The organism is Vreelandella populi (assembly GCF_003989825.1).
GTDB lineage: Bacteria > Pseudomonadota > Gammaproteobacteria > Pseudomonadales > Halomonadaceae > Vreelandella > Vreelandella populi.
Genome location: NZ_RZHE01000004.1, coordinates 219,510 through 246,023 on the forward strand (window position 1 = coordinate 219,510; position 26,514 = coordinate 246,023).

Annotated in this window: 20 protein-coding genes, 1 pseudogene and 1 riboswitch; of the genes and pseudogenes, 6 read left to right on the forward strand and 15 right to left on the reverse strand. The window is 56.1% G+C overall.

The annotated features are described in order from the left end of the window. Positions 1–113: 113 nt before the first annotated feature. A riboswitch (cobalamin riboswitch) is annotated at positions 114–323 on the reverse strand. 444 nt (positions 324–767) lie between these two features. The 15 genes from ELY25_RS04170 to ELY25_RS04240 form a co-directional block, all read right to left on the reverse strand. Beyond that, entirely contained in the window at positions 768–1,469 is a 702-nt protein-coding gene (locus tag ELY25_RS04170; RefSeq protein WP_126950025.1) for a hypothetical protein, read from the reverse strand. 77 nt (positions 1,470–1,546) lie between these two features. After that, positions 1,547–2,404 carry a tetratricopeptide repeat protein gene (locus ELY25_RS04175; protein WP_126981423.1) on the reverse strand — a complete coding sequence of 286 codons (858 nt, stop codon included), beginning with the start codon at positions 2,402–2,404 and terminating at the stop codon, positions 1,547–1,549. 116 nt (positions 2,405–2,520) lie between these two features. After that, positions 2,521–3,528 (reverse strand): tetratricopeptide repeat protein, encoded by a 1,008-nt coding sequence (locus ELY25_RS04180; RefSeq protein WP_236995642.1) that lies wholly within the window; start codon positions 3,526–3,528, stop codon positions 2,521–2,523. Further along, positions 3,528–4,529: a tetratricopeptide repeat protein gene (locus ELY25_RS04185; protein ID WP_221885412.1), complete on the reverse strand. Its 1,002-nt coding sequence runs from the start codon at positions 4,527–4,529 to the stop codon at positions 3,528–3,530. Before ELY25_RS04185 ends, ELY25_RS04180 begins: the two co-directional genes overlap by 1 nt. Positions 4,530–4,553: 24 nt before the next feature. Continuing rightward, entirely contained in the window at positions 4,554–7,799 is a 3,246-nt protein-coding gene (locus tag ELY25_RS04190; protein WP_126950027.1) for a hypothetical protein, read from the reverse strand. Continuing rightward, complete coding sequence (locus ELY25_RS04195; protein WP_126950028.1) at positions 7,796–8,617, reverse strand: DUF4123 domain-containing protein; 822 nt, start codon at positions 8,615–8,617, stop codon at positions 7,796–7,798. Before ELY25_RS04195 ends, ELY25_RS04190 begins: the two co-directional genes overlap by 4 nt. Then, a complete protein-coding gene (locus tag ELY25_RS04200; RefSeq protein WP_126950029.1) occupies positions 8,602–10,677 on the reverse strand; it encodes a type VI secretion system Vgr family protein in 2,076 nt (691 codons plus the stop codon). Before ELY25_RS04200 ends, ELY25_RS04195 begins: the two co-directional genes overlap by 16 nt. 161 nt (positions 10,678–10,838) lie before the next feature. Continuing rightward, positions 10,839–11,270 (reverse strand): bifunctional adenosylcobinamide kinase/adenosylcobinamide-phosphate guanylyltransferase, encoded by a 432-nt coding sequence (locus ELY25_RS04205; protein WP_126950030.1) that lies wholly within the window; start codon positions 11,268–11,270, stop codon positions 10,839–10,841. Continuing rightward, positions 11,222–11,875 (reverse strand): histidine phosphatase family protein, encoded by a 654-nt coding sequence (locus tag ELY25_RS04210; RefSeq protein ID WP_126950031.1) that lies wholly within the window; start codon positions 11,873–11,875, stop codon positions 11,222–11,224. Before ELY25_RS04210 ends, ELY25_RS04205 begins: the two co-directional genes overlap by 49 nt. Continuing rightward, complete coding sequence (locus ELY25_RS04215) at positions 11,812–12,582, reverse strand: adenosylcobinamide-GDP ribazoletransferase (protein ID WP_126950032.1); 771 nt, start codon at positions 12,580–12,582, stop codon at positions 11,812–11,814. Before ELY25_RS04215 ends, ELY25_RS04210 begins: the two co-directional genes overlap by 64 nt. After that, on the reverse strand, positions 12,579–13,115 hold the full coding sequence (locus ELY25_RS04220; RefSeq protein WP_126950033.1) for a bifunctional adenosylcobinamide kinase/adenosylcobinamide-phosphate guanylyltransferase: 537 nt from the start codon (positions 13,113–13,115) through the stop codon (positions 12,579–12,581). Before ELY25_RS04220 ends, ELY25_RS04215 begins: the two co-directional genes overlap by 4 nt. Then, entirely contained in the window at positions 13,099–14,205 is a 1,107-nt protein-coding gene (gene cobD / locus ELY25_RS04225; protein WP_126950034.1) for a threonine-phosphate decarboxylase CobD, read from the reverse strand. The genes ELY25_RS04220 and cobD overlap by 17 nt, the downstream gene beginning before the upstream one ends. Before the next feature lie 42 nt (positions 14,206–14,247). Then, positions 14,248–15,204, reverse strand: coding sequence for an adenosylcobinamide-phosphate synthase CbiB (cbiB, locus tag ELY25_RS04230; RefSeq protein WP_126950129.1), 957 nt, complete (start codon positions 15,202–15,204; stop codon positions 14,248–14,250). 5 nt (positions 15,205–15,209) lie between these two features. Next, complete coding sequence (cobT, locus tag ELY25_RS04235; RefSeq protein WP_126950035.1) at positions 15,210–16,256, reverse strand: nicotinate-nucleotide--dimethylbenzimidazole phosphoribosyltransferase; 1,047 nt, start codon at positions 16,254–16,256, stop codon at positions 15,210–15,212. Positions 16,257–16,366: 110 nt separating this feature from the next. Then, positions 16,367–17,839, reverse strand: a complete 1,473-nt coding sequence (locus ELY25_RS04240) for an efflux transporter outer membrane subunit (protein WP_126950036.1) — start codon at positions 17,837–17,839, stop codon at positions 16,367–16,369. A 174-nt stretch (positions 17,840–18,013) separates the two neighbouring features. Here ELY25_RS04240 and ELY25_RS04245 point away from each other — a divergent pair, with 174 nt between their 5' ends. The 6 genes and pseudogenes from ELY25_RS04245 to ELY25_RS04270 all read left to right on the forward strand — a co-directional run bounded on the left by ELY25_RS04245 (position 18,014) and on the right by ELY25_RS04270 (position 26,480). Further along, positions 18,014–19,069 (forward strand): efflux RND transporter periplasmic adaptor subunit, encoded by a 1,056-nt coding sequence (locus ELY25_RS04245; protein ID WP_126950037.1) that lies wholly within the window; start codon positions 18,014–18,016, stop codon positions 19,067–19,069. Between the two features lie 9 nt (positions 19,070–19,078). Further along, on the forward strand, positions 19,079–22,231 hold the full coding sequence (locus ELY25_RS04250; RefSeq protein WP_126950038.1) for an efflux RND transporter permease subunit: 3,153 nt from the start codon (positions 19,079–19,081) through the stop codon (positions 22,229–22,231). A 262-nt stretch (positions 22,232–22,493) separates the two neighbouring features. Then, positions 22,494–24,386 (forward strand): phosphogluconate dehydratase, encoded by a 1,893-nt coding sequence (edd, locus tag ELY25_RS04255; RefSeq protein WP_126950039.1) that lies wholly within the window; start codon positions 22,494–22,496, stop codon positions 24,384–24,386. Beyond that, on the forward strand, positions 24,383–25,351 hold the full coding sequence (gene glk, locus ELY25_RS04260; RefSeq protein ID WP_126950040.1) for a glucokinase: 969 nt from the start codon (positions 24,383–24,385) through the stop codon (positions 25,349–25,351). The genes edd and glk overlap by 4 nt, the downstream gene beginning before the upstream one ends. A gap of 71 nt (positions 25,352–25,422) precedes the next feature. Continuing rightward, positions 25,423–25,578: pseudogene (locus ELY25_RS04265) on the forward strand (PfkB family carbohydrate kinase); the annotation flags it as partial. A 137-nt stretch (positions 25,579–25,715) separates the two neighbouring features. Continuing rightward, positions 25,716–26,480, forward strand: a complete 765-nt coding sequence (locus ELY25_RS04270; protein ID WP_126950041.1) for a FadR/GntR family transcriptional regulator — start codon at positions 25,716–25,718, stop codon at positions 26,478–26,480. Positions 26,481–26,514 lie beyond the last annotated feature (34 nt).

Consider the following 26,514-nt stretch of genomic DNA (forward strand, 5'->3'; position numbering starts at 1 on the left):
CCAACCCGCACAGTGTGGTTTTTTTAATCGTCAAGCGCAGGCACTACAAGGGAATAGCAGGAATTCACTAATCGCCTTGAGAGCGCCCACCGCGTCTTGGCATGTTCGGCTTTTATAGCCCTCTCTCTCAGGCCGGTCTCCGGGCTGACAAGCGAAGCAGACTTATGCTTCCAAGCACTCACCTTCCCATGCGTTTATATATTGCACAGTGGTAACGAGGGCTCTTAACTTGATCACCGTTGCGGGGGCAGCGTTGGATTTAACACCAACTTCCCGTTTCACCAGCGGCCTTGGCCGCCGACACCTGAAAGAGCGCGTAAACTAGCAAGTTGCTATGTTGGGGTCAATTTTGTGCTTGATACTAATATTCGTAAAGCGGCGGGAATTTCCCATAACTGCATCCTTCTTCCTTCGCGGCCTCTGCCTCTTCACTCAGCGAATAGGCGGGCATCGCCGACGTTAGGACAACGACGGCGGTGAGTGAGCATAGGATGCGATGGAGCGGCTTAATCATTAAAACCATACTCCTCAGGAAAACTGGTGAGAGGAGGCTCGTGGGTTAACCAATGAGCATTGAACTCAACGGCCCCTTCGTTCCGCCTTGGGCTACTCAGCTTTCTAGCGCTCGGTCAGTGAATTGGCTTTCCAAGGCAAGTTGTCAAAGGCGTTAATGTCATCTGGTGCATTGAGTGGAAGTTAGGGCCGAAAAACTCGAAGATTGCTCAAGCAAGGCCACACCAGCATGCAGCCACCTGCATTTGATATTATCAGTTCAAATAGCGACGTTGCCTGGATTGAATCATTTCAGTTTTCACCATTCTCGCCCGTGTTTCTTCATTGCTGCACTCCTCTGTACTGCAAATAGACTCATTAAAATTATATCGTCCCAAGTTATCTGAAGCTGCAGTATAAAACTCGTCTGCGGAATAATAGTCACCCTTCTGCTGATAGGCCTTGGCAACCTCCAACTGAACGATAGCTACACTGAGCGTATTAACAAGATGTGGAATGATGGCTTCTGCATTGTCGACATCGCCCTGCCTTGCCAATGAAATACCATACCCTTCCAAACGGCTATTTCTAGCTTTAGAAACGGGAAGTGTGTTTAATTCAATAAACCTCACTTCGTATTCAGTAAGCTCAGTAGATGCTTCTGCTTTAACCTCGTTCGCCTGATCCAGGATATCCTCAATAGTTATGCCTCCTTCCAGAGTAGGGTTGCTTTGTATTTCTTCTCCCTTGCTGGTAGTCGCATACTCTGTGCGGAGTATCTCAATTCTGTGGCTTGCTTGGCTATAAAGGGATAGCTTGTCGGCAATCGCTGCCGTACTGTCCAGCGAGTTAATTTCATCGACGTTCTGCATCAAATCGTTATATAGCGCTTTTGATTCCCGAGTCTCTTTTGAACAGCCTGCCAGCAAAAAAAAGGACATAACCAGGATTAGCATTGCACCGCTTGATACCTTCATTTATTATCCTGCAAAATAAAGTTCATTAAAATTAATAACATAATTAAAGAAACAGACCTGAAGATTATTTAGTCATATCATGGACCAAAGAATTTCATCGGAAAATAGGAAAGTGGCGGCTCACGGTTGAGCCACTCCATCATTCTGCGCTCACCTTCCTCGCGCTCTTCAGGAGTGATCTTTCCCGAATCTTCAAAATAGTGAAGCGCGTTTTCAACGTGTATATTCGGCGCCTCTTCATTCACCGCCAAGAGAATAGCCCACCCCTCGGCCGGGTCTTGTTCCACCTGACAGATGGCGTTTCTCTTATCGCTAGGCTCTATGTAACAATAGGCTAACCACTGTCTGGCGTTGATATGCCCGGCGTTAGAAGCGCTTGTCATCCATTCCCAAGCTTCGTCATCGTTTCCTTGCTCATGCAGAAGGCGTGATAAGCTGCTCATCGCACGTGGATATCCAGCTTCCGCGGCCCGACGAAACCATCCTTCGGCGGCGTTTAAGCGACTTGCCTCGTCTGGGTAGTTACTCTGGTCATTGCGTATCCGCCCTCCTAGCTTAAGCTGTGCTTCGACATTGCCTGCTTCCGCTGACTTTTCCAGCCAGTAAAGAGGTTCGTCATCGTATTCCAGAGTGGCGTAAAGTGGGTACAGCGCAAACATGGCTTCAATATCGCCCGCTTCAGCACGCTCCAGAGCAATGGAAACAGCTGACTCTATCCAGTTCTCGCCTTCGTCTGGACATATCTGATGCCTTTCACAGGCTTCGCGCAGGTACAGCATGGCATACACTTCACCTTTCTGAGCGGCACGATACAGCCATTCCTGAGAGTGGCTGATATGACCTAAATAAAACATTGCGTCAATATCGCCCGCTTCTGCTGCCTTCTCCAAATAGGGAATACTCGCTTCTCGCTGATGAGCATTATAAAGCCGCATGCCTTCATTTTTTGCAGTTTGGGCCTCTTCGTTCAACGCCCACGCCGAAGGCAACGTTAGTGCTACTAAAGCTAACCCTGCTAAAGTGGCAACTGTCGTAAATCGTTTGAATAACATCATGGACCAAATTTCTCGGGGAAATAGGAGAGCGGCGGCTCTAGGCCCAGCCACTCGTCTTTCATGCGTTCGCCTTCGGCGCGTTGTTCGGGGGTAAGGCTATCGCGATAAGCGCGAAGAGCATTCTCGGAAGACGTGCCAGGTACCTCTTCATGAATAGCAAGAAATATGGCCCACCCTTCGGCAGGATTTGGCTCGGGGGCTCCTCGGCAGAGTTCACGGCCGCCTTCGTTGGGCGCAATATTGCAAGCTGCCAGCCAACCACGTCCATTCATGTGGTCTGCTTCAGATGCTCTGGTCATCCATTCCCAAGCATTTTCGGGCTGGTCCAAATGATTTAGCGCTGAGGCGAGATTGTTCATCCCAGGCGCATACCCATTTTCAGCGGCTCGGCGAAACCATACCTCGGCGGCCTCCAAACGCTCTGTATCGCTACTGTAAGCATCATCACGTGCGCGTTTGCCCAGCGTGTTCATGGCCCAGGCATTGTCTGCCTCGGCCGCGCGATTCAACCACGTAAGCGCTTCTTCTTCGTCAGGGTCTTCCACGTAGTAATAAATGTAATAAAGTGCCGCCATAGCTTCCCGGTCGCCGGCTTCCGCTTTGGGCAGCGTGAGTTCGAGTGCCTCCTGCGGCCAGTCATCGCCGTTTTCCGGACAAACGCCGCCCAGCTTGCAAGCGCCGCCATCGAAGAGGCGCAGCATAGCGTAGGGGTCGCCGTGTTGGGCAGCTTGGTAGTACCAGTCCAGCGCGGCCTGGGTTAGCCCCATATGACGCAAGCGATCAACTTCTCCTAGATAATACATCGCCTCCGCATCACCCACTTCTGCGGCTATTTCCAAATAGGGTGGGCTCTTTGAACGTTGGTGTGCGTTGTAGAGCCGCATACCTTCATCTTTGGCGGCTTGCGCTTCCTCGTCCAACGCCCAGGCTGGTGGTAGCGTTAACAGCGTTAAGAGCAAGCTGGCTAGTGTTACCAGAAGGCCAGCACGAGTCAGTAACATCATCAGGGGCCAAACTTCTCGGGGAAATAAGAGAGCGGCGGTTCTAGGCCCAGCCACTCGTCTTTCATGCGTTCGCCTTCGGCGCGTTGTTCGGGGGTAAGGCTATCTCTATATGCACGCAATGCGTTTTCAGAAGACGTGCCAGGAACTTCTTCATGAATAGCAAGAAAGATAGCCCACCCTTCGGCAGGGTTTGGCTCGGGGGCTCCTCGGCATAGTTCACGGCCGCTTTCATTGGGCGCGATATTGCAAGCGGCCAGCCAACCACGTCCATACATATGGCCTGCTTCAGACGCTTTGGTTATCCACTCCCAAGCCTCCTCAGGCTGGTCCAAATGGTTTAATACAGAGGCAAGATTATTCATCCCCGGCGCATACCCTACTTCCGCCGCCCTACGAAACCACATTTCCGCTGCTTCCAGTTTTTTCGTATTAAGCTCGAAAGCATCACCTTCATTACGTGCTAACTCACCCAACCAGTTCATGGCATTAGCATTGCCTGTCTCGGCTGCCCGGTAGAGCCATTTTAGCGCCTCTTCTTCGTCCGGCTCTTCTACGTAGTAATAGATGTTGTAAAGCGCCGCCATGGCTTTCGGGTCGCCCGCTTCAGCTTTGGGCAGTGTGAGTTCGAGCGCCTCCTGCGGCCAGTCATCGCCGTTTTCCGGGCAAACATCACCAAGCTCACAGGCTCCGCCGTCGAACAAGCGCAGCATGGCGTAGGGCTCACCGTGCTGGGCGGCTTGGTAATACCAGTCCAGCGCAGCCTGTGAAAGACCTCGGCTAAGCAATCGATTCGCTTCGCCCAAATAATACATCGCTTCCGTATCGCCACTCTCGGCGGCAATTTCAAGTGGCGGCTGCATCCTTTCCCACTGGTGAATTCCCCATAACCGCATCCCCTCCTCTTTGGCGGCTTGCGCTTTTTCGTCCAACGCCCAAGCAAGCGGTAACTGTAACGGTATCAAAAGCAAACAGGTCAGTGCCGCGAAAAGTTTTGATCGCATGAGGTGATTCCTTAGTCGCTTACGTTACTGAGTAGTACATACTGCGGTTGCTAAGCCTGCGACATACCGGCGATAGTTTCGTTTTGCGATAGGCACATCTGGATTATTTGTGCCTGAAGTCCGCTCCATGAAACCTTCCAAATCACGTTTACGGCGCTCGTAGGCATGACTGGGATCATCATGCCATGGCTGACCATCATCGCCCATCCGAATGAGAGCCTTGGCAAACAGGTACTGCGAGGGAGTGGGGGCTTCCTGGCTAAAACGACATAGCGAGCCGTAGACTCCGGTTATCACCCCGTCCACGATCCACCCCAGACAGTTGGCAATGGCGATTTGCTGAAAGTCTAATGCCTGCTGGGCATTGAATGACTCTACACTACCGCGGCTTCTACCTCTTCCGGGCGCTTCGAATTCGAAAGCTCGCGGTTCGCTGATTAGTAGATATAGCAAAGCCCCTAGCGCCTCGGGCATTAGTTGCTGAACCCAGCTACGCATCTGTTCATGCCGCGGATCGTTGGCAATAACGTAGGCAATCGGCCCCGCATTCTGCCCACCCGTCATGGCGCGGTAGATCTGCTCAATGCCGGCCTTGCCGCGTGCGGCGAGAAGTCCTACGTTCAGCAGCGTCGTGGCGGCGAGATAACCGAGAAAGCCAAGGGTTTCGTAGGCTTCTTCGTCGATCCATTCGGGCTGAACGTAGTTGTTATCCACCATGGCGCGGTGGAGCATGGTGAGCCATAAATCCAGGCTATCCACATCCAGATCAATCGCCAGCGACCCGCCAGCGCCTTTACCGACGACCAGTCGGGCGCTCATGACGAGGGTGAATTTACCGCCCTGCATACGTAAAAGAAAACCGGCCTTCGCTCCTATACCGATGGACGCTTCTACTCCCAACTTGGCATTGCCGAGGCTGCGCCACCCCGTGACCGACCGACGCGAGCCTTGCATGGCAAGTTCTGATAACGCAGCGCGTGTCGGCAGCAGGCGCTGCAGATTTTCCGGTGGTTCCCAGTGCAAGGCGCAGCGTGTTTCGATGCCCAGCTTGGCACCTGCAAACGCATCGAACTCCGCGCCTTGGGCTTCGCGCTTGGCCCAATCTACCCCGGTGATGCTTAGCCCATCTTTATCGAAATCAAACCCCAGCTCGCTTGAAAGTACCGCGCTGGCTCCGGCAAACCCTTTGGCCACCGCATCGAGCACAACGGTATAGCGCCCCAGGTTGCGCGTTTCATTACGTTCGGCCAGTTCGATATTGACCGGCAAGGCCTGAGACTTTTGGGGCAGCACCAAACGCCCCAGAGGCAGTTCGCCCCGTGCCAAGCTGATCGTACCTTTGCCTTCCCACCCGTAAGAGAGTTTTGCAGCGGTCTTATTCTTGTCATTCAAGGACCACTCACCGGCCGTATCTCGTGCAAGCTCCAGTTGGTCATTGCGCGTGACGCTGACACCTGATTTTTCCTCGAACGTCAGCTCACCATCAAAAAACGTAAGACTGCCGGACTGCGCCTCAGCATTCCAAGGGGCATCACGCTCATCTTCTGACCGCTCTTCGTTAAGGTCAAATTGCGCCATACCCACCAGTCGCAGCATTTGTGCTTGTGCACTGGTATCAAAAAGCCTCAACGATTCACGGCCAGGGCCGGTAAAGAGTATCTTTTGAAGAGCCTCTCCCCAGCGGGTTTTGTTATCCCCCGTTAGTGACTCCACCTCGTAATGGTGGTGTTCCAAATAGGAGAAGAGGTTGTCTGGCTGGAAAAAACCCAATGTGTCTTCGTGCCAACTGAGCTGGTGCTCGATTCTCTCGCAGCCACGCGAAGCCAACCATTGGGTGAGCGCCGTTTCAGGCGCTTCCCATAAGGTGGCAGGCAGTACGCCATCGGCGCTGAGCGACTGATTCAAACGTTCGCGTTCAGTTTCTGACATCAGAGGCGCCAGTTGCCATAGACTGATGTGGCTTAGCGACTTTTCCCCCAGCGGCGAGCTAAACTCGCGAAGCGGGAATTCGCGGCGTACGAGCCGCTCGATTTTACGTTTTTCGTAACCTAGCGAATGCCGGTCGTCATTCAGGTTCGTGTTCCATATCAGGACCCTTCCCGGCTCCATCTGCTTGACCGCCCCGCTGGCCGCTTCAAACAGCTCATCCAGCTGATCATGAAGTCTTGCGTACTGCTGGCGCTCTTGTTCGAAGAGAAAAACGGGCAGTTGAGCACGACCTGCTGTACCGGACTCCCATTCGCTTAGCTTTTGCTCTACCGACTCATTGAGCTCAGCGCTTTCTTTCAATAAGCGGCAATAGGTATCGAAGCCGTTTATGCCACCCTTTACATTTGAACCTCCACCAGAGGCGCTGGAGAGTGCAAGCTCTGGCGTGGCAATGCCAAGTGCAGCGAGTTTTAAAATGCTTTCTAGATAATCGTGATACTTTCCTGTTTGATGTTCGTTCAACTGCTGAACATAACCTACAAACTGACAAGCCTGCGCGGCCTCGACGGGCGGGTTGGATTCGCATAGTTGAATGAAGCGTTGATACTCTGCCAAGACGTCCTGAAGTGAAAAGGGAGTCGCAGGCCCTTGGCTGCCCCGATTGAAGTGGTACTGCCTCTGCGCCTGCTCGCGGCATACGCGATACGTTTCCAAGGCTTGGGCGATCTCACCTTCCCAAGGACCGTAATACGCCTCGCCCTCAAGGGAGTAGCCCTGCTCCTCCGCCCGCGCTACGCCCTGCTGGTAGAGTGTGCGTAGCTCGCTTTCAATATCACTGATTTCACTACCCGAAAAATAACCGGCAACATGAAGCAACATGCCGGGCGTGCTTAGATCCCAGAGTAAGTCCAGCAGGCCCTCCTCATGAGCGATTCGCTGCTGTGCAGAGGGTATATCTTCGGACGTGATCGCGACTAGCCGGTTGAAATTTTCAATATATCGCTGGCGTTCGGACTCATTAAGAAAGCTTTCCGCCCTGCTGGGAAGCAGACACTCCATCAAACCGGCCTCATTCGTCAGAAGGTCAAGACGGGTCTTTTTATCCTCTGTGCTTGCCCACTCCCTCAAGGTTTCAGATGCTTCCATCAACGCATCTGAAACCTCTTCAGTAAGTAACCAGAATGTCCGCGTTCCCGGTATATAAATAATATCGGCCCAGCAGTTCTTTTCGCACACATGCGAGGCATTCTCTCCCGGGCTTTCGCCCTCCGAGGCTGGCGGCTCGAATACATTGACCACTACAGGGTTCAGACGACGCTCCGAGGGTTGCGAGGCACTCATACAAAATGCTCCAGTTGCTGTACCTTCTGACGTGATGGAACCGGCTTATTCAATGCTTCTTTTATTTGAGTACCCAGCACCTCGCGCTCACTTGTCATTATCGGCAATAACCGTTTCAGGTGATCGGAGCGAGTGATACCAGCTTCCATTAAGACCTTCATTTTATTTAACCAAGGGGTTCGCACACAGCCAATAGGCATATTCGTCATACGGCTCAACCACCAGGCCTGCTGGCTCTCCTTCAACGCTGCTTCCATCTCGTTGGTCAGGTGTCCTTCATCGCTCGTGTTAGACGTTTCGGCTCCAGCCTGCCAAACAAGCCACTGGCCTTGTGGTGTGGGCGTTACTACCAGCTGAAATAGGCTCAACCAGTGTTCGTAAACGCTAAGTGGGGCACTGGCGAGTAGAGCCATCCATACCGCAGGCTGCTGTAGGTTGATGAGCGACTTTCCGCCGTGCGGGTCGGCTAATACGAACAGCAAGCGCAAATGGTCGGCGAGGCTTTGTAGGGTTTGGCCTGCCGAGGGAAGGCACACCCATCCCAGGCGCTTTTGGCAAAGCGCTTCAGCGTAGTGCCAAGCCTCACTCCCCTCATCGATTTCCACAAGCCAGGGGCTGGCTTCCAATAGCGGTGAAAGCGCGGTGCCCGCAAACAGCGTCATGAATTCCTGCTGCCCCGCACGCCCGAGTATCGAGCGGCACTGCTCCGGCGCGCGCCGCTGATCTAGCACCACGTAACCGCGTTGATCCGAGGCCATTCCCGCGAGGCTATTAACGCTTCTTGAGCGTTCGGCGAGTTGACTCAACCAGCCAGACATGGGCAATCCTCACGGGTGCACTGGGTATCATTGATCTTGCCGCACAGCGGCATGATGGCCGCGTCGCTTAGCTGGTAGTCCTTGAGCTTGGGCAGGGAGGTTGGCGGAATGGCTTCATGAACCTCCGCCAACGCATGCCCCGGCAACAGCGGCCCTTCAGCAGCCTGGCCGGTACCATTGCCGGGGCTACCGCCGGCGTTCACTTTGACGTTAGGGCCTGAAATAGTGACGCCACCGCCGTCCAGTTTGAGGAAGCTGCCGCCGGCATTCAGGGTCAATTCGCTGCCCGCTTCGAGTACCACCTTGTGGCCGGCTTTGATGTGCAGCTCGCGGCCGCTTTCGCTCAGCCAGGCCTGACCTGCATTGATATGCAGCGTGCCTTGTACGGTAAGGTGTTGCTGGCCTTCGGTATGTTCGAAGCGGTTGCCATGCACCGTATAGCGGTCGTCGTTATCGGTTTCGCTGATGCGGTCGTTGTGCACCTTGAGGAAGCTGTCGTTACGAATTTCTTCAACACGGTCGTTAAGCGTCAGAAGCTCCAGGTCCTTCTGAGCGTGGAGCCAGATCTGTTCCTCGCCCGCTTCGTCTTCAAAGCGCAGCTCATTAAAACCTTCGCCCTTGTGGCTCTGGGTGCGCAGCACCGCGCGGGTCTTGTGTTCGGGTAACGGGTACGGGGCGGTGTTTACTGCGTGATAGGTACGCCCGGTCACCAGCGGCTGATCGGGGTCGCCCTCTAAAAATGAAACAATTACTTCGTGGCCAATACGCGGGATGGCGATGCTGCCGTAGCCTCCTCCCGCCCAGCCTTGGGCGACGCGCACCCAGCAGCTGGCGGTTTCATTAGGTTCGGCGTAACGGTCCCAAGGGAACTGGACCTTCACCCGGCCGTGCTCGTCGCAGTGAATCTCTTCGCCTTCCGGCCCCACCACAAACGCGACCTGGGGGCCGTCCACGCGGGGTTTGGGGTTGGGCGTGGCGCGCCAAGGGGCATCGCCGGGCATTAGCGTGACCTGGTTGACGTAACGCGTCATGCCGCCCGATTCGTTACTGCTGATACTGTCCTCTTCCAGCGCCTGGGGTTGTTCGCCTACGTGGTGTATTGCCACCACCTGCCAGTCGCGGTTGAGGCTGTCGGTGTCGTGGTCGGTCAAGCTAAAGCGCACACCGGGGGCGAGTTCCGGCAGATCGCTTTCGGCACTCGCCGTGATGGCGTCGCGGCGCAGCTGCTCCAGGCGAATGCGGGTAAACGGTTTACCCGAGGCATCCTGCTTATAGCGCCCCGGGTAATCAAAATGCTCGTAGTCGGCTTGCTGGCCGTGGGCTTCCACATTGCGGCCTAAATGCTCATGCAGCTGGGCGTAGGCGGGTTTCTTGAAGCTGTAATCTTTTAATGTGGCAGTGGCCGCCGCTACGCGGGCGGTGTGGCTGAGTTTGCGCACATGGCGCGTGGGCGCGGTGCCGCCAGCCCGGCTGTGGTAGGTTCGCTCGCCCAGGTTCGCCAGCACTTGAGGATCATCGGCAAATACCAGCCGGTGGGCGCTCTCTTCAAATTCATGAAAGTAGAACAGGCCCTCTTCAGCAGCAAGGCGTTCGATAAACGCCAGGTCGGTCTCGCGGTACTGCACGCAGTACTCACGCTCCGGCAATTCTCGGGTGACGGCAAAGGCCACATCGGTAATACCGCGCTCGTCACACAGGGTGTTGATAATGGTTAGCGGGTCGACTTTCTGGAAGATGCGCGAGTTGTGGCGCAGGGAAAGCCGCCAAAGCGCGGGGCGCAGCACCAGAGAGTAGAAGGTGCGCCGATGCCCCCGGTCGCCGCGGCCAAACTCGCTGACGATGCCGTGCACCTGTCGCAGCGCTTCACCATCCTGCCAAACGGTCAAGCTGGCTTCGCGGTCGAGCAGCTCGGCAGCGTTCAGGCTGTCGTTGCGGCTGGCCAGGTTGAGCACTAATTCAAAAGGCTGGGAGAGCGCCTCACGATGGGTAAAATCGATCACTGCGACATCATTGACGCTAGGTAGCGTTAATGTGAATTGTAGGCCCGTACCATTAGCCATTATGCCGCTCCCTGGATCGTGACAAATAAATGAAAAACGACCAGAGTAGCGACACCCAGCTGAAGGACAACCCCTTAACTACCCAAAGCGATGATATCCTACAGAAAAATAAGAGATCTCTTACAAAAACCGGCAGCAAAGCGTATTAATAATACATAGCGCTAATTATTTAGCGCCTGCACCAGCCCATGACGCACATACCAAACGTGTTCGGCACACTCAGCGGCATCCTGGCAAAACCAGCCATTCAAATCACGCAGGCGGCGCTTTTGATGTTCTATGGGCACAATTCCTCGGCCGATATCGTTAACGATGATGACCAAGGCTGCTTGCTGTGCTTTGGCTGATAACTGCAGCTCGTTCAAATCGTCGCACCAATGCGCTCGCCAGTCGTCACTGCTTGCGTCCGACTCTATGGATGCCGACAACCAATCCAGCACCCCATGAATAATGAGCGGTGTGCTGGGCAGCATAACGCTGGTACATTCCCGTAAGCGTTGTCCAGGCGCCATTCGCCACCATACCGCGCTGGGAAACCACTTTTTTACAATGTTTCGCTTACCGGCACAGGCACCGCCGATGAACAGTTGCATAACCACTCTCCTTTACCGCACATGCCTGATTGATATGTTAGCTGCCAGCGTCTTCCCTGAGCTTGAAGCACCGCACCTTCCCAGAAGTCGATGGTTTCAAAACGCCTACGCAGCTCACGAATAACGCCGCCGTGGGTAATTACCAGAATTTTCCGGTACCCGTGCTCTCGAGCGTCAACAGCCATATCAGAAAGCCACGCCTCCAAGCGGGTGCGCAGCTGGGCGGCTGACTCGCCGCCGGGAATCTGTAGCTCACCAACGCTATCCACCCAGGCACGGTAATGTGGCAAATCTTTTAATTCGTCGTACACCTTACCTTCATACTCGCCAAAATTGAGTTCACGCAGGCGGGGTTCCAAATGGTGCGGCATGGATGGCTTGGCGGCCTGAATCCACTCAAGGGTTTGCTGACAACGTTTAAGGTCACTTGAATAGATGGCATCAAAGCGCTCGCTGACCAGTGCGTCCTTGAGCGCCAAAAGACCTTCTTCGGCATCGGGAAACAGTAGCGGTATATCATGCTGGCCTTGATAGCGGCGCTCTAAATTCCAGGCGGTGATGCCATGACGAACCACCACCAGCTCAACATTAAGCCCATCAGCCATAGCTCTCCTCCTTCAATGGTTGCCCCCACCATATCACCATTAATGCCCTGAAATAATGTCATTAATGCCCACCGGCTAGCCCCCACGTAGGCGGCAATCGCCACCAGCGCCCACATTAGGCCCGGCCAGAAAAAAGCAAGTAACAGCAAAGGTGTCAGCGCCAGTGCCACATCCCATGGGCTAAGCGACTGCTGCCAGGCCCACGCCATTCCTTTATGCTGGGCACAGGGGGTCAAGACCAGTAACGCCGCGCCGCCCCAGCGGGCCAGGCTGGGTAGCACGGCTAGCCACCAGAGCGGCGCGCGGTAGTGCAGCAGCGCCCACAGCAAAACGCCTTTCCAGGCCAGCAGGAAAAACAGCGCCAGTATGCCGAAGCTGCCAACCTGCGGGTCTTTCATGATTTCCCAACGGCGCGCCAGTGGCTGATTACTGCCGAGTGCATCGGCCAGGTCCATCACCCCATCCAGGTGCAAACCACCACTCAAGGCCACCCACAAGCTAAGTAGCGCAAGTGCAGCAATCGGTGTAGGTGCGTTTTGCATCAACAGCGCCAGTAGTGATAGCAACCCACCCAGCAAAAGCCCAACAAGCGGATAGGCGCGGATAGCCCAACGGCGGGTTTTGGGTGTCCAGGGGCAGGCTATGGGTACCGGCAAACGGGTTAAAAATTGCAGTGCAAGAACGCCACCGTAAAGCACACTCTTCACAGAGAACCATCCTTGGGTTTCCACTCAATGGTATGCCCGGCAACGACTTCAAGTACCGAGTCCGCCTCGACCGTCAGCCAGCAATGCAGTGACTGTAAAAAGGTCAAATACTGCCAAACCTCTTGATTGCGTGGGAGCAGATCTTCATTAAGGTCGTTGGAGACCAGCACCAGGTGTATGCCGCGTGAACGTGCATCCTGTACGCTCTTTACTAAAAGCGCCTTGCCCTGGGAGTCGGTTAATCCGCTGGCATAGCGAGTCTGACTTGCCCAAAGCGTCAAACAATCCAGCAGCACGGCAGCGCCGTTTGGAACGCTAGCAATAGCCTGATCAATCGCGACCGGCGCCTCAATGGTGATCCACCGGGCATCCCGGGCGCGTTGATGGCGTGCCACTCGGGCGGCCATCTCAGTGTCATAAACCTCTGCAGTGGCAATGTAATAGCAGTTACCGCCGCTGGCGGCCTTTATTACGTGCTGCTCGGCCACCTCACTTTTTCCGGAGCGGGTGCCGCCACTAACAAAGACAATCATTCAATACCTTTAATAGTCGAAGGTTCGCTTCTGAACTACGTAGTGCAATGCGCACCCAATCGCCGTCCAGGCCAGCAAAATTGTGCGTATGACGAACCAATAGGCCACGTTGTAACAGTCGTTCAAAAAGTACGTTACTGCCAACCCCACGCGCGCGCAAAGCATTATTAGGCCGAACCAGAAAAAAGTTGGTCGTGCTGGGTACTACTTCCAGCCCCTTTTCGACAAGTGCTGCGGCCATGCGAGGATGCTCATGCCCAAGCCAGGCGCGGGTGCGTTCAGCAAATGCCTGGTCGGCGAGTAGCGGCGCCACCAGCTCAGCCGCCATTTGGTTAACGCTCCAAGCTGGTTGGTGCTTGCCTAACGAACGGATGATTGACGCACTTGCCAGCACATAGCCCAATCGCAATCCTGGCAAGGTGAAAAATTTGGTCATTGAGCGTAGCAGCAGCATATGTGGGTGATCCGCCAACAGCGGCGTCAGTGATGCTGCTTCGCCACGCCCTACCGCCAGATCGATAAACGCTTCGTCAACCACCACCCGGCAATTGATAGCCGCCGTACGTGCCAGAAGCGCCTGCATGTCATCAAATGAAATCAGCGTGGCGGTCGGGTTATTGGGCCGACACAGAAATACCACATCAATGCCTTCAAGAGCTGCCATGAAAGCATCGAGATCAAGTGCAAACGCGGGCGCCGGCAAGGTAATGGAGGTCACCGGCATGTGGTAGGCGTGACAGGCCCGCGCGTACTCCCCAAAGCTGGGTGCCAGTACACCCGCCCTTTGCCCGGCGTGAAGGGCGGCTGCCAGAAAAATGGCCTCAGCCCCACCGTTGGTTAATAGTACCTGCTCGACAGCCACCCCGTGATAAGCCGCAATGGCTTCACGGGCGGCGCCGTAGTCCGGCTCGGGATAGTGCTTCAAGGCTAATAGCTGGCTACTTAACGCTTCAGCGACCCATTCGGGCGGGCCGAGGGGGTTCAGATTGGCACTAAAATCCTCTAGCGGATGATCTGGCGACAATCCAAAGCGCTGCAAAAGTGCTGCTGACTGGCCGCCATGACTTGGCCATGGAGGCTTGCTTAGCATAGATAGTTGGTCATAAATAGTTGGTCATAGATAATTGGTGGCTCACGTTAGCAACACCCAGAATAATCCCATCAATCCCGTAAACAGCAGCCAGCCCATATGCATCAGTGAAATGGTGGTGCCAATATGCGCCACACCCAGCGCCACAAAGGGTTCGCCCAGCGTAGCACGACGGGAAATAACGCCTTGATAGGCATTAACACCACCCAGCTGTACCCCAAGCAAACGCGCGACCATAGCCTCTGGCCAACCTGCATTGGGGCTTGGATGGCGCGGCGCCTCACGGCATGTGGCCCGTAACGCGCCACGCCAGCGCAGCGGCCTGTTGCCCACCGTCGCTAGAATAACGCCGCCCACCCACAGGCACAGCGCCGTTAATCTTGCGGGTAGCCAGTTGGCAATATCATCCAATTTAGCCGAAGCAAAACCAAAATCTTCATACCGCTCGTTACGATAGCCCACCATGGAATCAAGCGTGTTGATCGCCTTATAAGCCAGCGCCAACGGCGCACCGCCTATTACCGCAAAAAACAGCGGCGCCGTAATACCATCCACCGTGTTTTCTGCCACGGTTTCCACTGTGCCCCGAGTAATTTCCGCTTCATCAAGTTCTGCCGTATCACGCCCCACTATCATGGAAAGTGCTCGCCGTGCGCCTGGCAGATCGCCCTGCACAAGTGGTGCCGCTACTGCACGCCCCGCATCTGCCAATCCTTTAATGGCAAGCGTGGTGGCTAACAGCCACAGCTCAGCAGCCAGCCAAAGCCAAGGATGAATGGCAGCCAACAGCGCAAGCACTGCCCAGCTGAGTCCCCATACGCTCATAACCACCGTCGTGGTGAGTAGAAAGCCACGTCGTTTGCGCTGTGTGGGAGCCCCTTGATTCAAGCGCTTTTCCAAAAAGCTGATCATGCGACCGATGAAAACGACCGGGTGTGGTAACGAACGTGGATCGCCTATCAGTAAATCCAGTCCAATCGCGAGGGCGATAAGCAGCATCAAGCTCACGAAGTTTTATCCGCGATACCTGCCGAGGTGAACGTCGCCATTTCAGCCATCATGACGGTGGCAGCCTGAAGCAACGGGAACGCCAATGCGGCACCACTGCCCTCGCCCAGGCGCATACCCAAAGCGAGTAGCGGTGTTGCTTCAAGCGCGTCTAGCACTACACCATGCCCAGGCTCTTCAGAGCGATGGCCGAAAACAAGATAACCGCGCACGGCGGGGCAAATTCGGCAGGCGGTAAGTGCCGCGACACTCGCAATAAAGCCATCCACAATGGCGGGCAGTCGATAAGCGGCTGCGGCGAGATAAGCACCGGTCATGGCGGCAATTTCCAGCCCGCCCAAAGCAGCCAGTACGCTTAACGGCTCATAGGCTTCATAATTACGCGCCGCTAGCGCTCGCTCGATGACTTCGATTTTATGTCCTTGCTGTTGGCTATTAAGCCCCGTGCCGGCGCCGACAACCTTTTCAACTGCCGTGCCGGTAAAAGCCGCCAGCATGGCGCTGCTAGCCGTGGTGTTGGCGATCCCCATTTCACCCACAATTACGCTACGACAGCCCGCTTTTCGCGCTCGCTCGACGGCACGAATACCTACTTCAATCGCAGCCTGGGCCTGCTCTGGCTGCATGGCATCTTCAGTAACGATATTCCCCGAAGCGCGACGCACCTTATCAATGATCACCCTTGGAGCCTCAACGTCGCTGACCACGCCCACATCCACCACTTCCAGATGCGCATTGATTTGGCGAGCAAATACGTTGATCGCCGCCCCGCCATTGGCGAAATTGGTAACCATCTGCGCCGTTACCGCCTGGGGAAACGCGGAGACGCCTTCAGCGGCCACGCCATGGTCAGCGGCGAACACTATTACGCCAGGTGGTGTAATTGAAGGCGCAAGCTCACCGCTGATTTCGCTAAGCTGAATTGCCAATTGCTCCAGCATCCCCATGCTTCCGGGCGGTTTGGTAAGCGTGTCCAGATAAGCCCTCGCCCTATCGCCAGCAGCGCAATCAACAGGTTTTATCTGGGCAATAAGGGAATGCATAACAGGCTCCGGCACGTCGCAAAATGAAACAGATAATTAAGACAAAATGATAACAAACGTTATAACTCGAAGACTGCTCTTTCATCGTCGTACCGACAGTTTTTTTGCCGTTAACTAGAAGGCGTTTGAGCTTGCGTGGGTATATTGGCCTGCCACCCGCCGCCTAGCGCTTTAAATAACGTGGCGGTCGCTGCCAAACGCTCTCGCCGTACATCCGCACGATCGAGTTGGGCCGAAAGCAGCGAGCGCTCAGCGTCAAGGCGTTCCAGCATGTTGGTTTGCCCTTGCTCGTGCATCAGCACCGCCAGATCCCGAGCACGCTGTACGGCTTCAAGCTGGGCGTCTGCCGCCTCAGCCCGCTGCTGGCTGATATCGTAGGTATACAGCGCATCGCGCACTTCGTTAAAGGCGGTGAGCACAGTCAATCGGTACTGGGCGCTTGCCTGCTCCACCTGAGCTTCGGCGGTCTCCACATTGGCACGGGTGCGGCCGAAATCCAGAAGCGGACCAACGATCGAGGCCCCAAGCCCCCAGGAGCGGGCGTTGTCGGTAAAAAGATCGCTCGAGTCGGCCGCGACGCTAGCGATGGAGGCGTTCAGGTTGATCGAGGGAAGCCGGGCAGCTTCGGCCACACCCACCTGGGCATTGGCGGCAATCAGCGTAGCCTCGGCAGCGCGAATGTCCGGGCGGCGCTGAAGAAGCTCTGAGGGCAGAAGGTGCGGTAGCCGCCGGGGTTCGGCAATCTCCTCCAGATGCGTATCGCCGTAATCAAGCTCGCTCATCAATTCACGTGGGGTAAGCCCGACTAGAATCGCTAGCGCCCCTTTCAGCGTTTCCACTTGCTGCTTCACCTGGGGAAGCTCGGTGCGCACGCCACGCCACTCGGCCTCGGCCTGGCGGAAGGCGAGCTCACTGATATCGCCCACATCAAAACGCAACTTCTGCAGGCGGTAGGTTTCCTCGTAGGTGGCTTCTGTCTCCTCGAGAATCTCACGCTGATACTGGGCGCTCTTGAGATCGAAATAGATGGTGACCACATCAGCAATTACGCCGATTTCGGCGGCATCCCGGGCAAACAGGCTTTCGCTGAACGTGGCCAGCGCCGCCTCCCGCTGACGGGCGAGCCGCCCCCATAGGTCAAACTCGTACTCGAGACTTCCTGCCAGGGAAAACTGATTGCTGGTCGAAGTGATCAGATCCTGCACCGGCTCAATGTCGATAGGAATGGACGCACCGGGGGTACGCTCGCGGGTAGCCTCGGCCTGATATCCTACGCTTGGAAACAGTTCTGCGTCGGCAAAGCCAAGCTGAGCGCGCGCCTCTTGTATTCGCGCCAGTTGGACGGCAAGTTCCAGGTTATCTTGCGTGGCGCGCTCTACAAGCTTGGTGAGCGCCGGGTCGTCGAACTGGTGCCACCAGTTGCGCCATTCGCCGCGCTCGGCTTGGTTAAGCTCGATATGCTCGGGCCAGGTCTCGGGAAGCTCGAGCTCCGGCGTCTGGTAGTCTGGCCCTACCATGCAGCCACTTAGAAGCGCCGCCAGGGCAACGCCGAACCAGCGGCTTTTTCTGAATCCCTTCTTCATCAACTCTCCTTTTTTCAAAAGCTTAGCCGCACGCACTTATTAAGTTCACTTCAAGGTTTATCATCTGGAAAATTTAAACGACTGTTCGCCACTTTTTAAGCCACCTACTATAGTAGGTGGCTGGCGTAATACCACCACCATTGAACCATGTTAACCGCTTGCAGGGAGGCACGCATGAAGCCGGTTTTTTTAGGGATATTTTTACTCATTGCACCTTTGATAATAACCGGCTGTGGTGATGACGAAGAGCAGCAAGAGCGCCCCGCTCAGGTAGTCAAACTCGTCGAGGCGAGCCAGCAAGAGATCTATCCCGGACGACGTTTCGTAGGCCGGGTCGATGCCCGAAGCACGGTGGACTACGCCTTTCAGGTGGGCGGGCGAATTACCGAGTTTCCCGCCATACAGGGGGCGGTAATACCCCAGGGCGAACTGATCGCCCAGTTGGATCAGACCGACTACGTATTGCAGGTGCGCGCTTCTGAGGCCGAATATGAGCAGGCCCGGCGCAACCTGAACCGCCAGCGCAGTCTACGCGCCCAAGGGGCGGTTTCCCAGGCGGCGCTCGATGGTGCCATTGCCGAGGCCGAGCGTGCCGAAACCCAGCTCGACAGTGCCCGCCAGGAGCTTACGTACACCACGCTCAACGCGCCGTTTGATGCGCTGATCGCCCGGCGTCTGGTCGAGAACTACACCACCGTCCCACCCAATACCGAAGTCGTGCGCATCCAAGATGTTTCGGAACTGCGCGTTCGCTTCAACGTGCCCCAAGCCATGATGCAGCACCTGGAAAACGGACGACACTTCAGCGCCGAGGCGGAGATCGCCACCCTCCCGGGCCAGCGCATCCCCTTGGAGTACCGTGAGCACATTACCGAGCCCGACGAAGTCGCCCAGACGTTCGAGGTCGAGTTCGCCCCGGTAGGCAATGGCATTATCGCCCTGCCCGGCACCACTGCTACGGTCTACATTCAACCCGAAGCACAGATTGACAGCCCCTTGATCACCCTTCCCAGTAGTGCACTGGATAATGACGCAGAAGGCGAGTTTCAGGTGTGGGTGTTCGACCCCGACGAAGGAGTGGTCAACCCCCAGCGCGTCAGCGTCGGCGAGATGGTCGATGACCGGGTGATGATCACCGCAGGCCTTGAAGCTGGCACGCGGGTGGTGGCCACCGGCGCGCATCTGTTGCGCGACGGCATGCAGGTCAAGCCGCTCGACGCCGCGCTATAAGGGGGCCACATGGATATTGCAAAGCGTTCGATCGAGAAACCGATCAATACCTGGCTGATCGTGGTGATCTGTCTGTTTGGCGGCATCTGGGGGTTCAATACCGTCGGCAAGCTTGAAGACCCCTCTTTTACCATTCCTTACGCCATCATCAATACCCCCTACCCCGGCGCCACCGCCGAAGAGGTCGAGGAGGAGGTCACCGAGCGTTTGGAGCGCGCGATTCAAGAGATGGAGCAGCTCGATGTACTCGACTCAAAATCGCTGCCGGGCCGCTCGGAGATTCAGGTCGAGATTCAGGACACATACGGCAGCGATGAGCTGCCGCAGATTTGGAACGAGCTGCGTAACAAAGTGAACGATGCCCAGGCTGACCTACCTCAAGGCGCTCTTGACTCTCAAGTGAACGACGACTTCGGCGAAGTGTACGGCCTTTTCTATGCGGTTACTGCCGAAGGCTTCTCTACCCGCGAGATTCGCGATATCTCAACGTTTCTGCAGCGCGAACTGCTTGCCGTACCCGGGGTTGCTCGGGTGAGCACCACCGGCGAGCGCGAGGAGAGTATCTACATCGATATCTCCAACGAGCGGCTGACGACCTTGGGCATTCCTATCGAGCAAGTGATCAACACCATTCAGACCGAAAACGCCGTGGAAGATGCCGGTACGCTACGCGTAGGTGATCGTCAGGTGCGCTTGGTAGCACGCGCCAACATCGACAGCACTACACTTCTGGAGTCCATCCGCATCGGCCGCCCCGGCACCACCGAGCAGGTCGCGCTTGCCGATATCGCCACCGTCTACCGCCAGCCGTCGGACATTCCCGACCATGTCGTGCACTACAACGGCAAGGCCGCCTTTACGCTTGGCATCGCCGGTATTGCTACCGAAAACATCATCGAAATCGGCGAGGCGGTAGAAGCGCGTATGGAGGAGCTTCAAAGCCGCATTCCCCTAGGCGTAGAGCTGAACCCGCTTTATGAGCAGCACAACGTGGTCAACGACGCCATCAACGACTTTTTGATTAACCTGGCCATGTCGGTAGCCATCGTGATCGGCGTGCTGTGTCTGGTCATGGGCTGGAAGGTCGGCATGGTAGTGGGCAGTACGCTGCTGCTGACCGTGCTGGGCACGCTGTTTGTCATGGGTATTTTCAATATCGAGATGGAGCGCATCTCGCTGGGCGCGTTGATCATCGCCATGGGCATGCTGGTGGATAACTCTATTGTGGTGGCCGAAGGCATGGTGACCAATATTCGCGATGGCATGAAGGCTAAGAAGGCGGCCAGTGCCGCTGCCAAGCGCGCCCAGATGCCGCTGTTCGGCGCCACCCTGATCGGCATCATGGCTTTTGCCGGCATCGGCCTTTCCAACGATGTGACTGGGGAATTCATGTTCTCCCTGTTTATCGTCATTCTCGTGTCACTGATGCTGAGCTGGCTGCTGGCACTGACCGCGACGCCGCTGTTCGGTTACTACCTGCTGCGCAAAAAAGGTGAAGAGGACGAAGACGAGAACGAAAAAGAGGAAAGTGCGGACAACAGCGGACAGCAGACAGAAAGCGAGAAAGAAGACAAAAAGGGTGAACAAAACGACGCGGACAGCGAAGACAGTTACTACGGCGGTATTGTCTACCGCACCTACCGAATGCTGCTGCTGGCCGCCCTCAAGATACGCATTATCACTGTAACGGCCCTGGTAGTGTTAACCGGGGTATGCATGTGGGCGTTCACGCTGGTGCCTCAATCCTTCTTTCCTGATTCGAGTACACCGCTTTTCTTTATCAACTATGAGCTTCCCCAGGGGACTGATATTCGCGCCACGCTGCGCGATGTTGGAGAGATTGAGGCGTATATTCTCGAACATGAAGACGTGGTGTCGGTGGCAAGTTTCGTGGGCCGGGGGGCGACACGCTTCATGTTGACCTACTCGCCGGAGCAGCCAAACACCGCCTACGCGCAGTTCATCATCCGTACCAACGAGCTTGACGTAATCGACTCGCTCGACCGGGAGTTCTACAAGGAACTCAACGAACGCTACCCTAACGCCCAAGTGCGCACCCAACGGCTTCAGTTCGGCCCTGGCGACGGCGCGGATATCGAAGCGCGCTTTCAGGGCCCCTCGCCTGAGGTGTTGCGCGAGCTTGGCGACCAGGCCCGACGACTCATGGCGGCCAACCCGCTGTTGATTGATGAGCGTATCGACTGGCGCCAGCAAGAACTCATCGTGGCGCCGATCATCAACGAGGAGCGCGCGCGCATCGCCGGTGTCACGCGGGAGGATATCGCCCAGACGCTACAGTTCGCCTCCTCCGGCATTCGCGCGGGCACCTACCGTGAGGGCGAGCACCTGATCCCTATCACCGTTCGTGCCCCTCAGGCCGAGCGCGACAACGTGGCGCTTTTGAGCGACCGCCAGATCTACAGCGAGGCGCAGCAGCAGTTCGTGCCGATCACGCAAGTGGTCGATGGCTTTGAAATACGCTCCGAGGAGGCGCTGATCGAGCGGCGCAACCGCGTTCGTACCCTGACGGTGGGCGCCGAGCCCGACAAAGGGTATACCGCTGCCCAGGCGTTTGACGCCGTGCGTTCGGAAATTGAGGCTATCGAACTACCGCCGGGCTATACGCTTGAGTGGGGTGGCGAACACGAGAACTCGGGTGACGCCCAGGAGTCGTTGGGCCAGCAGCTACCAGTAAGCTTCTTGATCATGGTACTCACCTCGATTCTGCTGTTTGGCAAGCTCAGACAGCCGCTGATTGTATGGCTGGTGGTGCCCATGTCGGTCTGCGGGGTCGTCATCGGCCTGCTGGTCACCGGCCTGCCCTTCTCGTTTACCGCCCTTCTTGGCATGCTGAGCCTTTCAGGCATGCTGATGAAAAACGCCATCGTGCTGGTAGATGAGATCGACGAGCAGATACGTTCGGGCACCGCGCGCTTCACCGCCCTGGTCGATGCCAGCATCAGCCGCCTGCGGCCGGTCTTTCTGGCCGCGGGCACGACGATACTGGGCATGATCCCGCTGTTATGGGACGCGTTTTTCAACAGCATGGCAATCACCATTATGGGCGGGCTGCTCTTTGCTTCCATACTGACCCTGATCGCCGTTCCTACGTTCTATGCGATGTTCTTCGGTATCAAGCAGGACGAGGTCGATAGTCAGTAGCCTTTCCCAGGCCACACACGCCATAGCATGCGTGGCCTGGAGGCGTTTGATGTTGCCATCTTGGATTATACTAAGGTGTGTAAGCGAACAGTTTACTTGCTCCATACTTACTTACACCTAGCCTGGTTTTATTAGCAAACGTCATATCAAGTAGTAATAAAACCAAACGAATAACCTATTATATTTTTTATTTACTTAAAGCTGCTTAAAAATATGTAAAATAACTACACAAGCCGTCCGTTTTCATCATGCAGAGGTCCTTATGCCGAGCCCAACACCTGCTACGTTACATCCTACCGTCGCCCAGGTTACCCAACGTATCCGCGAGCGCTCCCGGCATCGGCGGGCGCTTTATGAAGACCACATGGCCGACCAGCATAGACAGGGCGTGCATCGTGGCGAACTCTCTTGCGGAAACTTGGCTCACGGCTTTGCCGGTTGTGACGTGCCCACCGACAAGAACCGCCTCAAGCTCACCAATAGCGCCAACCTGGGCATCGTATCGTCCTATAACGACATGCTTTCAGCCCACCGGCCCTATGAAGACTACCCTGCTATTATCAAGGAAGCAGCACGCGGCATGGGCTCAACCGCCCAGTTTGCCGGCGGCGTTCCGGCCATGTGCGATGGCGTAACCCAAGGCCAGCCCGGCATGGAGCTATCGCTTTTCTCCCGGGACGTGATTGCCATGGCAACGGCCGTAGCGCTTTCCCACAACATGTTTGATGCCACGCTGTATCTGGGAATCTGCGACAAGATCGTACCAGGGCTATTTATAGGCGCGGCACGCTTTGGCCATCTACCCGCCATGTTCGTGCCTGGCGGCCCGATGACCACCGGCCTGCCCAACGATGAAAAAGCCCGCGTTCGCCAGCTCTATGCCGAAGGCAAAGTCGGCCGTGATGAACTTCTGGAATCTGAATCCCAGTCATATCACAGCCCTGGTACCTGCACGTTTTACGGCACCGCCAACTCCAACCAGCTAATGATGGAAATGATGGGCTTGCACCTGCCGGGCGCGTCGTTTGTTAACCCCGGCACGCCGCTTCGCGAAGCGCTCACCCGCTACGCTACTGAACAGGCCATTCGCAATACCGAGCAAAGCGGCAACTACCGCCCGTTCTACAAGCAGATTGATGAGCGTGCCATCGTCAATGCCATGGTTGGCCTGCTGGCCTCTGGTGGGTCTACCAATCATACCCTGCACCTGGTTGCCATGGCGGCCGCGGCGGGTATCACTATCAACTGGGATGACTTCACCGAGCTTTCTGCCGTGGTGCCCAGCATGACCCGCATCTACCCCAACGGTCAGGCGGATGTGAACCACTTCCAGGCAGCTGGCGGCATGAGCCTGCTGATTCGTGAGCTGCTTCAAGGCGGCCTTATCCATGCCGACATTCCTACCGTATTCGGCACTGACATGACTGCCTACACCCAAGAGCCATTCCTTGAAGACGGCAAGCTCACCTGGCGCGAAGGCCCTGAATCAAGCCATGACTCAGAAGTACTCCGCCCGGTCAGCAATCCCTTCTCGCCAACCGGTGGGCTTACCGTGCTCGACGGCAACCTGGGCCGTGGCGTGATCAAGATTTCCGCCGTCAAGCAGGCACACCGTATTGTTGAGGCACCTGTTCAACTGTTTGATGACCAGAATCAGGTAAAAGCGGCATTTGAATCCGGCCAGCTGGATCGTGATGTCATCGTGGTAGTCCGTTTCCAGGGCCCTAAAGCCAACGGCATGCCGGAGCTTCACAAGCTCACCCCGTTTTTAGGCGTACTCCAGGATCGCGGCTTCAAGGTTGCCCTGGTCACCGATGGGCGTATGTCGGGCGCGTCAGGCAAAGTGCCGTCAGCCATTCATGTGACGCCTGAGGCGGTTGACCGGGGGCCGCTCGCCAAGCTTCAGGACGGTGACATCGTGCGCCTGGACGCCGAAACCGGCGAGCTTAACGTACTAGTGGATGCAGCTACCCTGGCTGCCCGCCCCTTTGCGCAGGTCAATCTCGAACACAGTCATTTTGGCATGGGGCGCGAGCTATTTGGCGGCTTCCGCCATCTGGCAGCCAGAGCCGAAGAAGGCGCGGGCGTGTTTGGCGGTTTTGAAGCCGACGTCCTGTCTCGGGAACTGGAAAAGATCGAGCAGGAGGACCAATGAGCCGACCGGCCCTCATTGGCGACATCGGGGGCACCAATGCCCGCTTTGCCCTGGTAACCCCAGGGCAAACGTCGCCTCAGGATATTCTTAACCTGCCCTGCGCCGATTATACGGGTGTGGTAGAGGCTGCTCAGGACTACTTGAGCCGCGTGGGAGCCACCGGCAGCAGCGCGCCTGTTGAGGCCTGCCTGGCGTTTGCCTGCCCGGTGCATGCCGAGCAGGTCAAGATGACCAATAACCACTGGCAGTTCCTGAAACAGGATGTACAGCAGGCACTGAACCTTTCTCTTTTCAAGGTAATTAACGATTTCACTGCTCAGGCGTTAGGCATTCCTCACGTGCCGGATCAGGATCTGGTTAAGGTAAAGTCAGGCACCACCCAGGCACATGCATTGCGCCTGGTAATCGGCCCCGGAACCGGGCTGGGCGTGGCAGGCGTTTTCCCCAGCCAGCGTGCTTGGATACCGCTTCCCACTGAAGGCGGTCATGTGACGTTTGCACCAACCGACGCCCACGAACGCGAGCTTCTTGATGAATTGCAAAAGCATTATTCGCGGGTCAGCGTTGAGCGGCTGCTCTGCGGTCAGGGTATCGTGGATATCTATACCGCTTACTGTGCTCTTGAAGGCGTAAATCCAGGCTTTACCGCGGCTGCCGAGGTAACTCAGGCTGCCAATCAGGGTGATACGCTTGCTCGGCGTACGCTGCAACGGTTCTTGAAGATCCTTGGCGATGTCTGCGGTGACACGACGCTCACTATGGGTGCGCGTGGCGGGGTATATCTTTGCGGCGGCATTATCCCGCGCCTGCTGGACTGGCTTCCAGAAAGCGGCCTGTGCGAGGCGTTTATCAATAAGGGGCGCATGCATGCCTACAATGCCGATATTCCCATCTGGGTGGTTACCCACCCTTGGACAGGCCTTTTAGGGGCTGCCGAAGCACTGCATAATGAGGAAGTGTTCTAATACGCGGGCCGGCCAATATAATATTTTGCTTGATACAACAACGTTTCCTAAGAAAACAAAAGGAACGCCCCATGGTTTCAGTGATTGCTTTTGGCGAAGCGCTGGTCGATATGCTTTCAAGCCGCCTGGGACACGCATTTGATCAACCCGAAACCTTTACCCTCTATGCAGGCGGGGCGCCTGCTAATGTAGCAGTCGCTTGTGCACGTCTTGGCATACCCAGCCGCCCTACCCCCCCATACTGACATCAAGGCGCTACGCTCGAGCTGATGAAAAAATTGCCCGAGGGGCAACTTTCGTCGGATTGATAAAATGTCAGACATTTAATAAGCTCTAAAAATACCCGGCTACCAAGAGACGTGCCATGACGTTGGACGCCTTACCTGCCCACCAGGGCGGGGCTGAAAACTTAGCCAGACTATTGGCCCGCGCCCTGCTGACCGGCCACTGGCAGCCGGGCGACGTGTTTCCTAAAGAACTGGATATCGGCCGGCATTTTTCCGTCAGCCGCAATCAGGTACGCAATGCGCTGGCAAGCCTTTCAGCTGCCGGACTATTGGAGCGAACCGCCGGGCGCGGTACCCAGGTACGCGCCATGAGTGAATGGCACCTGCTGGACCCGCTAATGAGCGAATGGATGACGGGACTCATAAATCTTGACCCGCAACTTGTGCGTGCAATCTACGCGTTTCGCTTTTCAGCCGAGCCTCTGGTGGCGGGTCTGGCCGCCCAGGCCGCCAGCGCTGAAGATATTGCCCGGCTTGAAGCCGCTTTTGAAGGTATGCAGCGCTCGGCAGGCCAGCCAGCAGCCCGTCACCAGCATACCGAGTACGACGTGGCTTTTCATGATGTAATCTATCAGGCCACGCATAATCTCGTCTGGCGCCAGATGGGTTATTTGTTGCGCCCATCAATCATGGCGCTTGTGCATCGTTCCCAGCACGATATCAAAACCCTGGACGATAGCTTGGCCCGTCATGGCCATGTACTGAAAGCCATTCAGGTCGGCGATGCGACTGCTGCCGAAACAGCAGCCCGTGAGGTGCTGCGGCGCACGGCTATCGATCTGGGCATTGTGCCCGACACGCTTTCCGATGGGGCTAATTTGTCCTCTTCAAGACATATGTAAGGTTGGCTGGCTAATTGATGCCTCGCCCTTACAT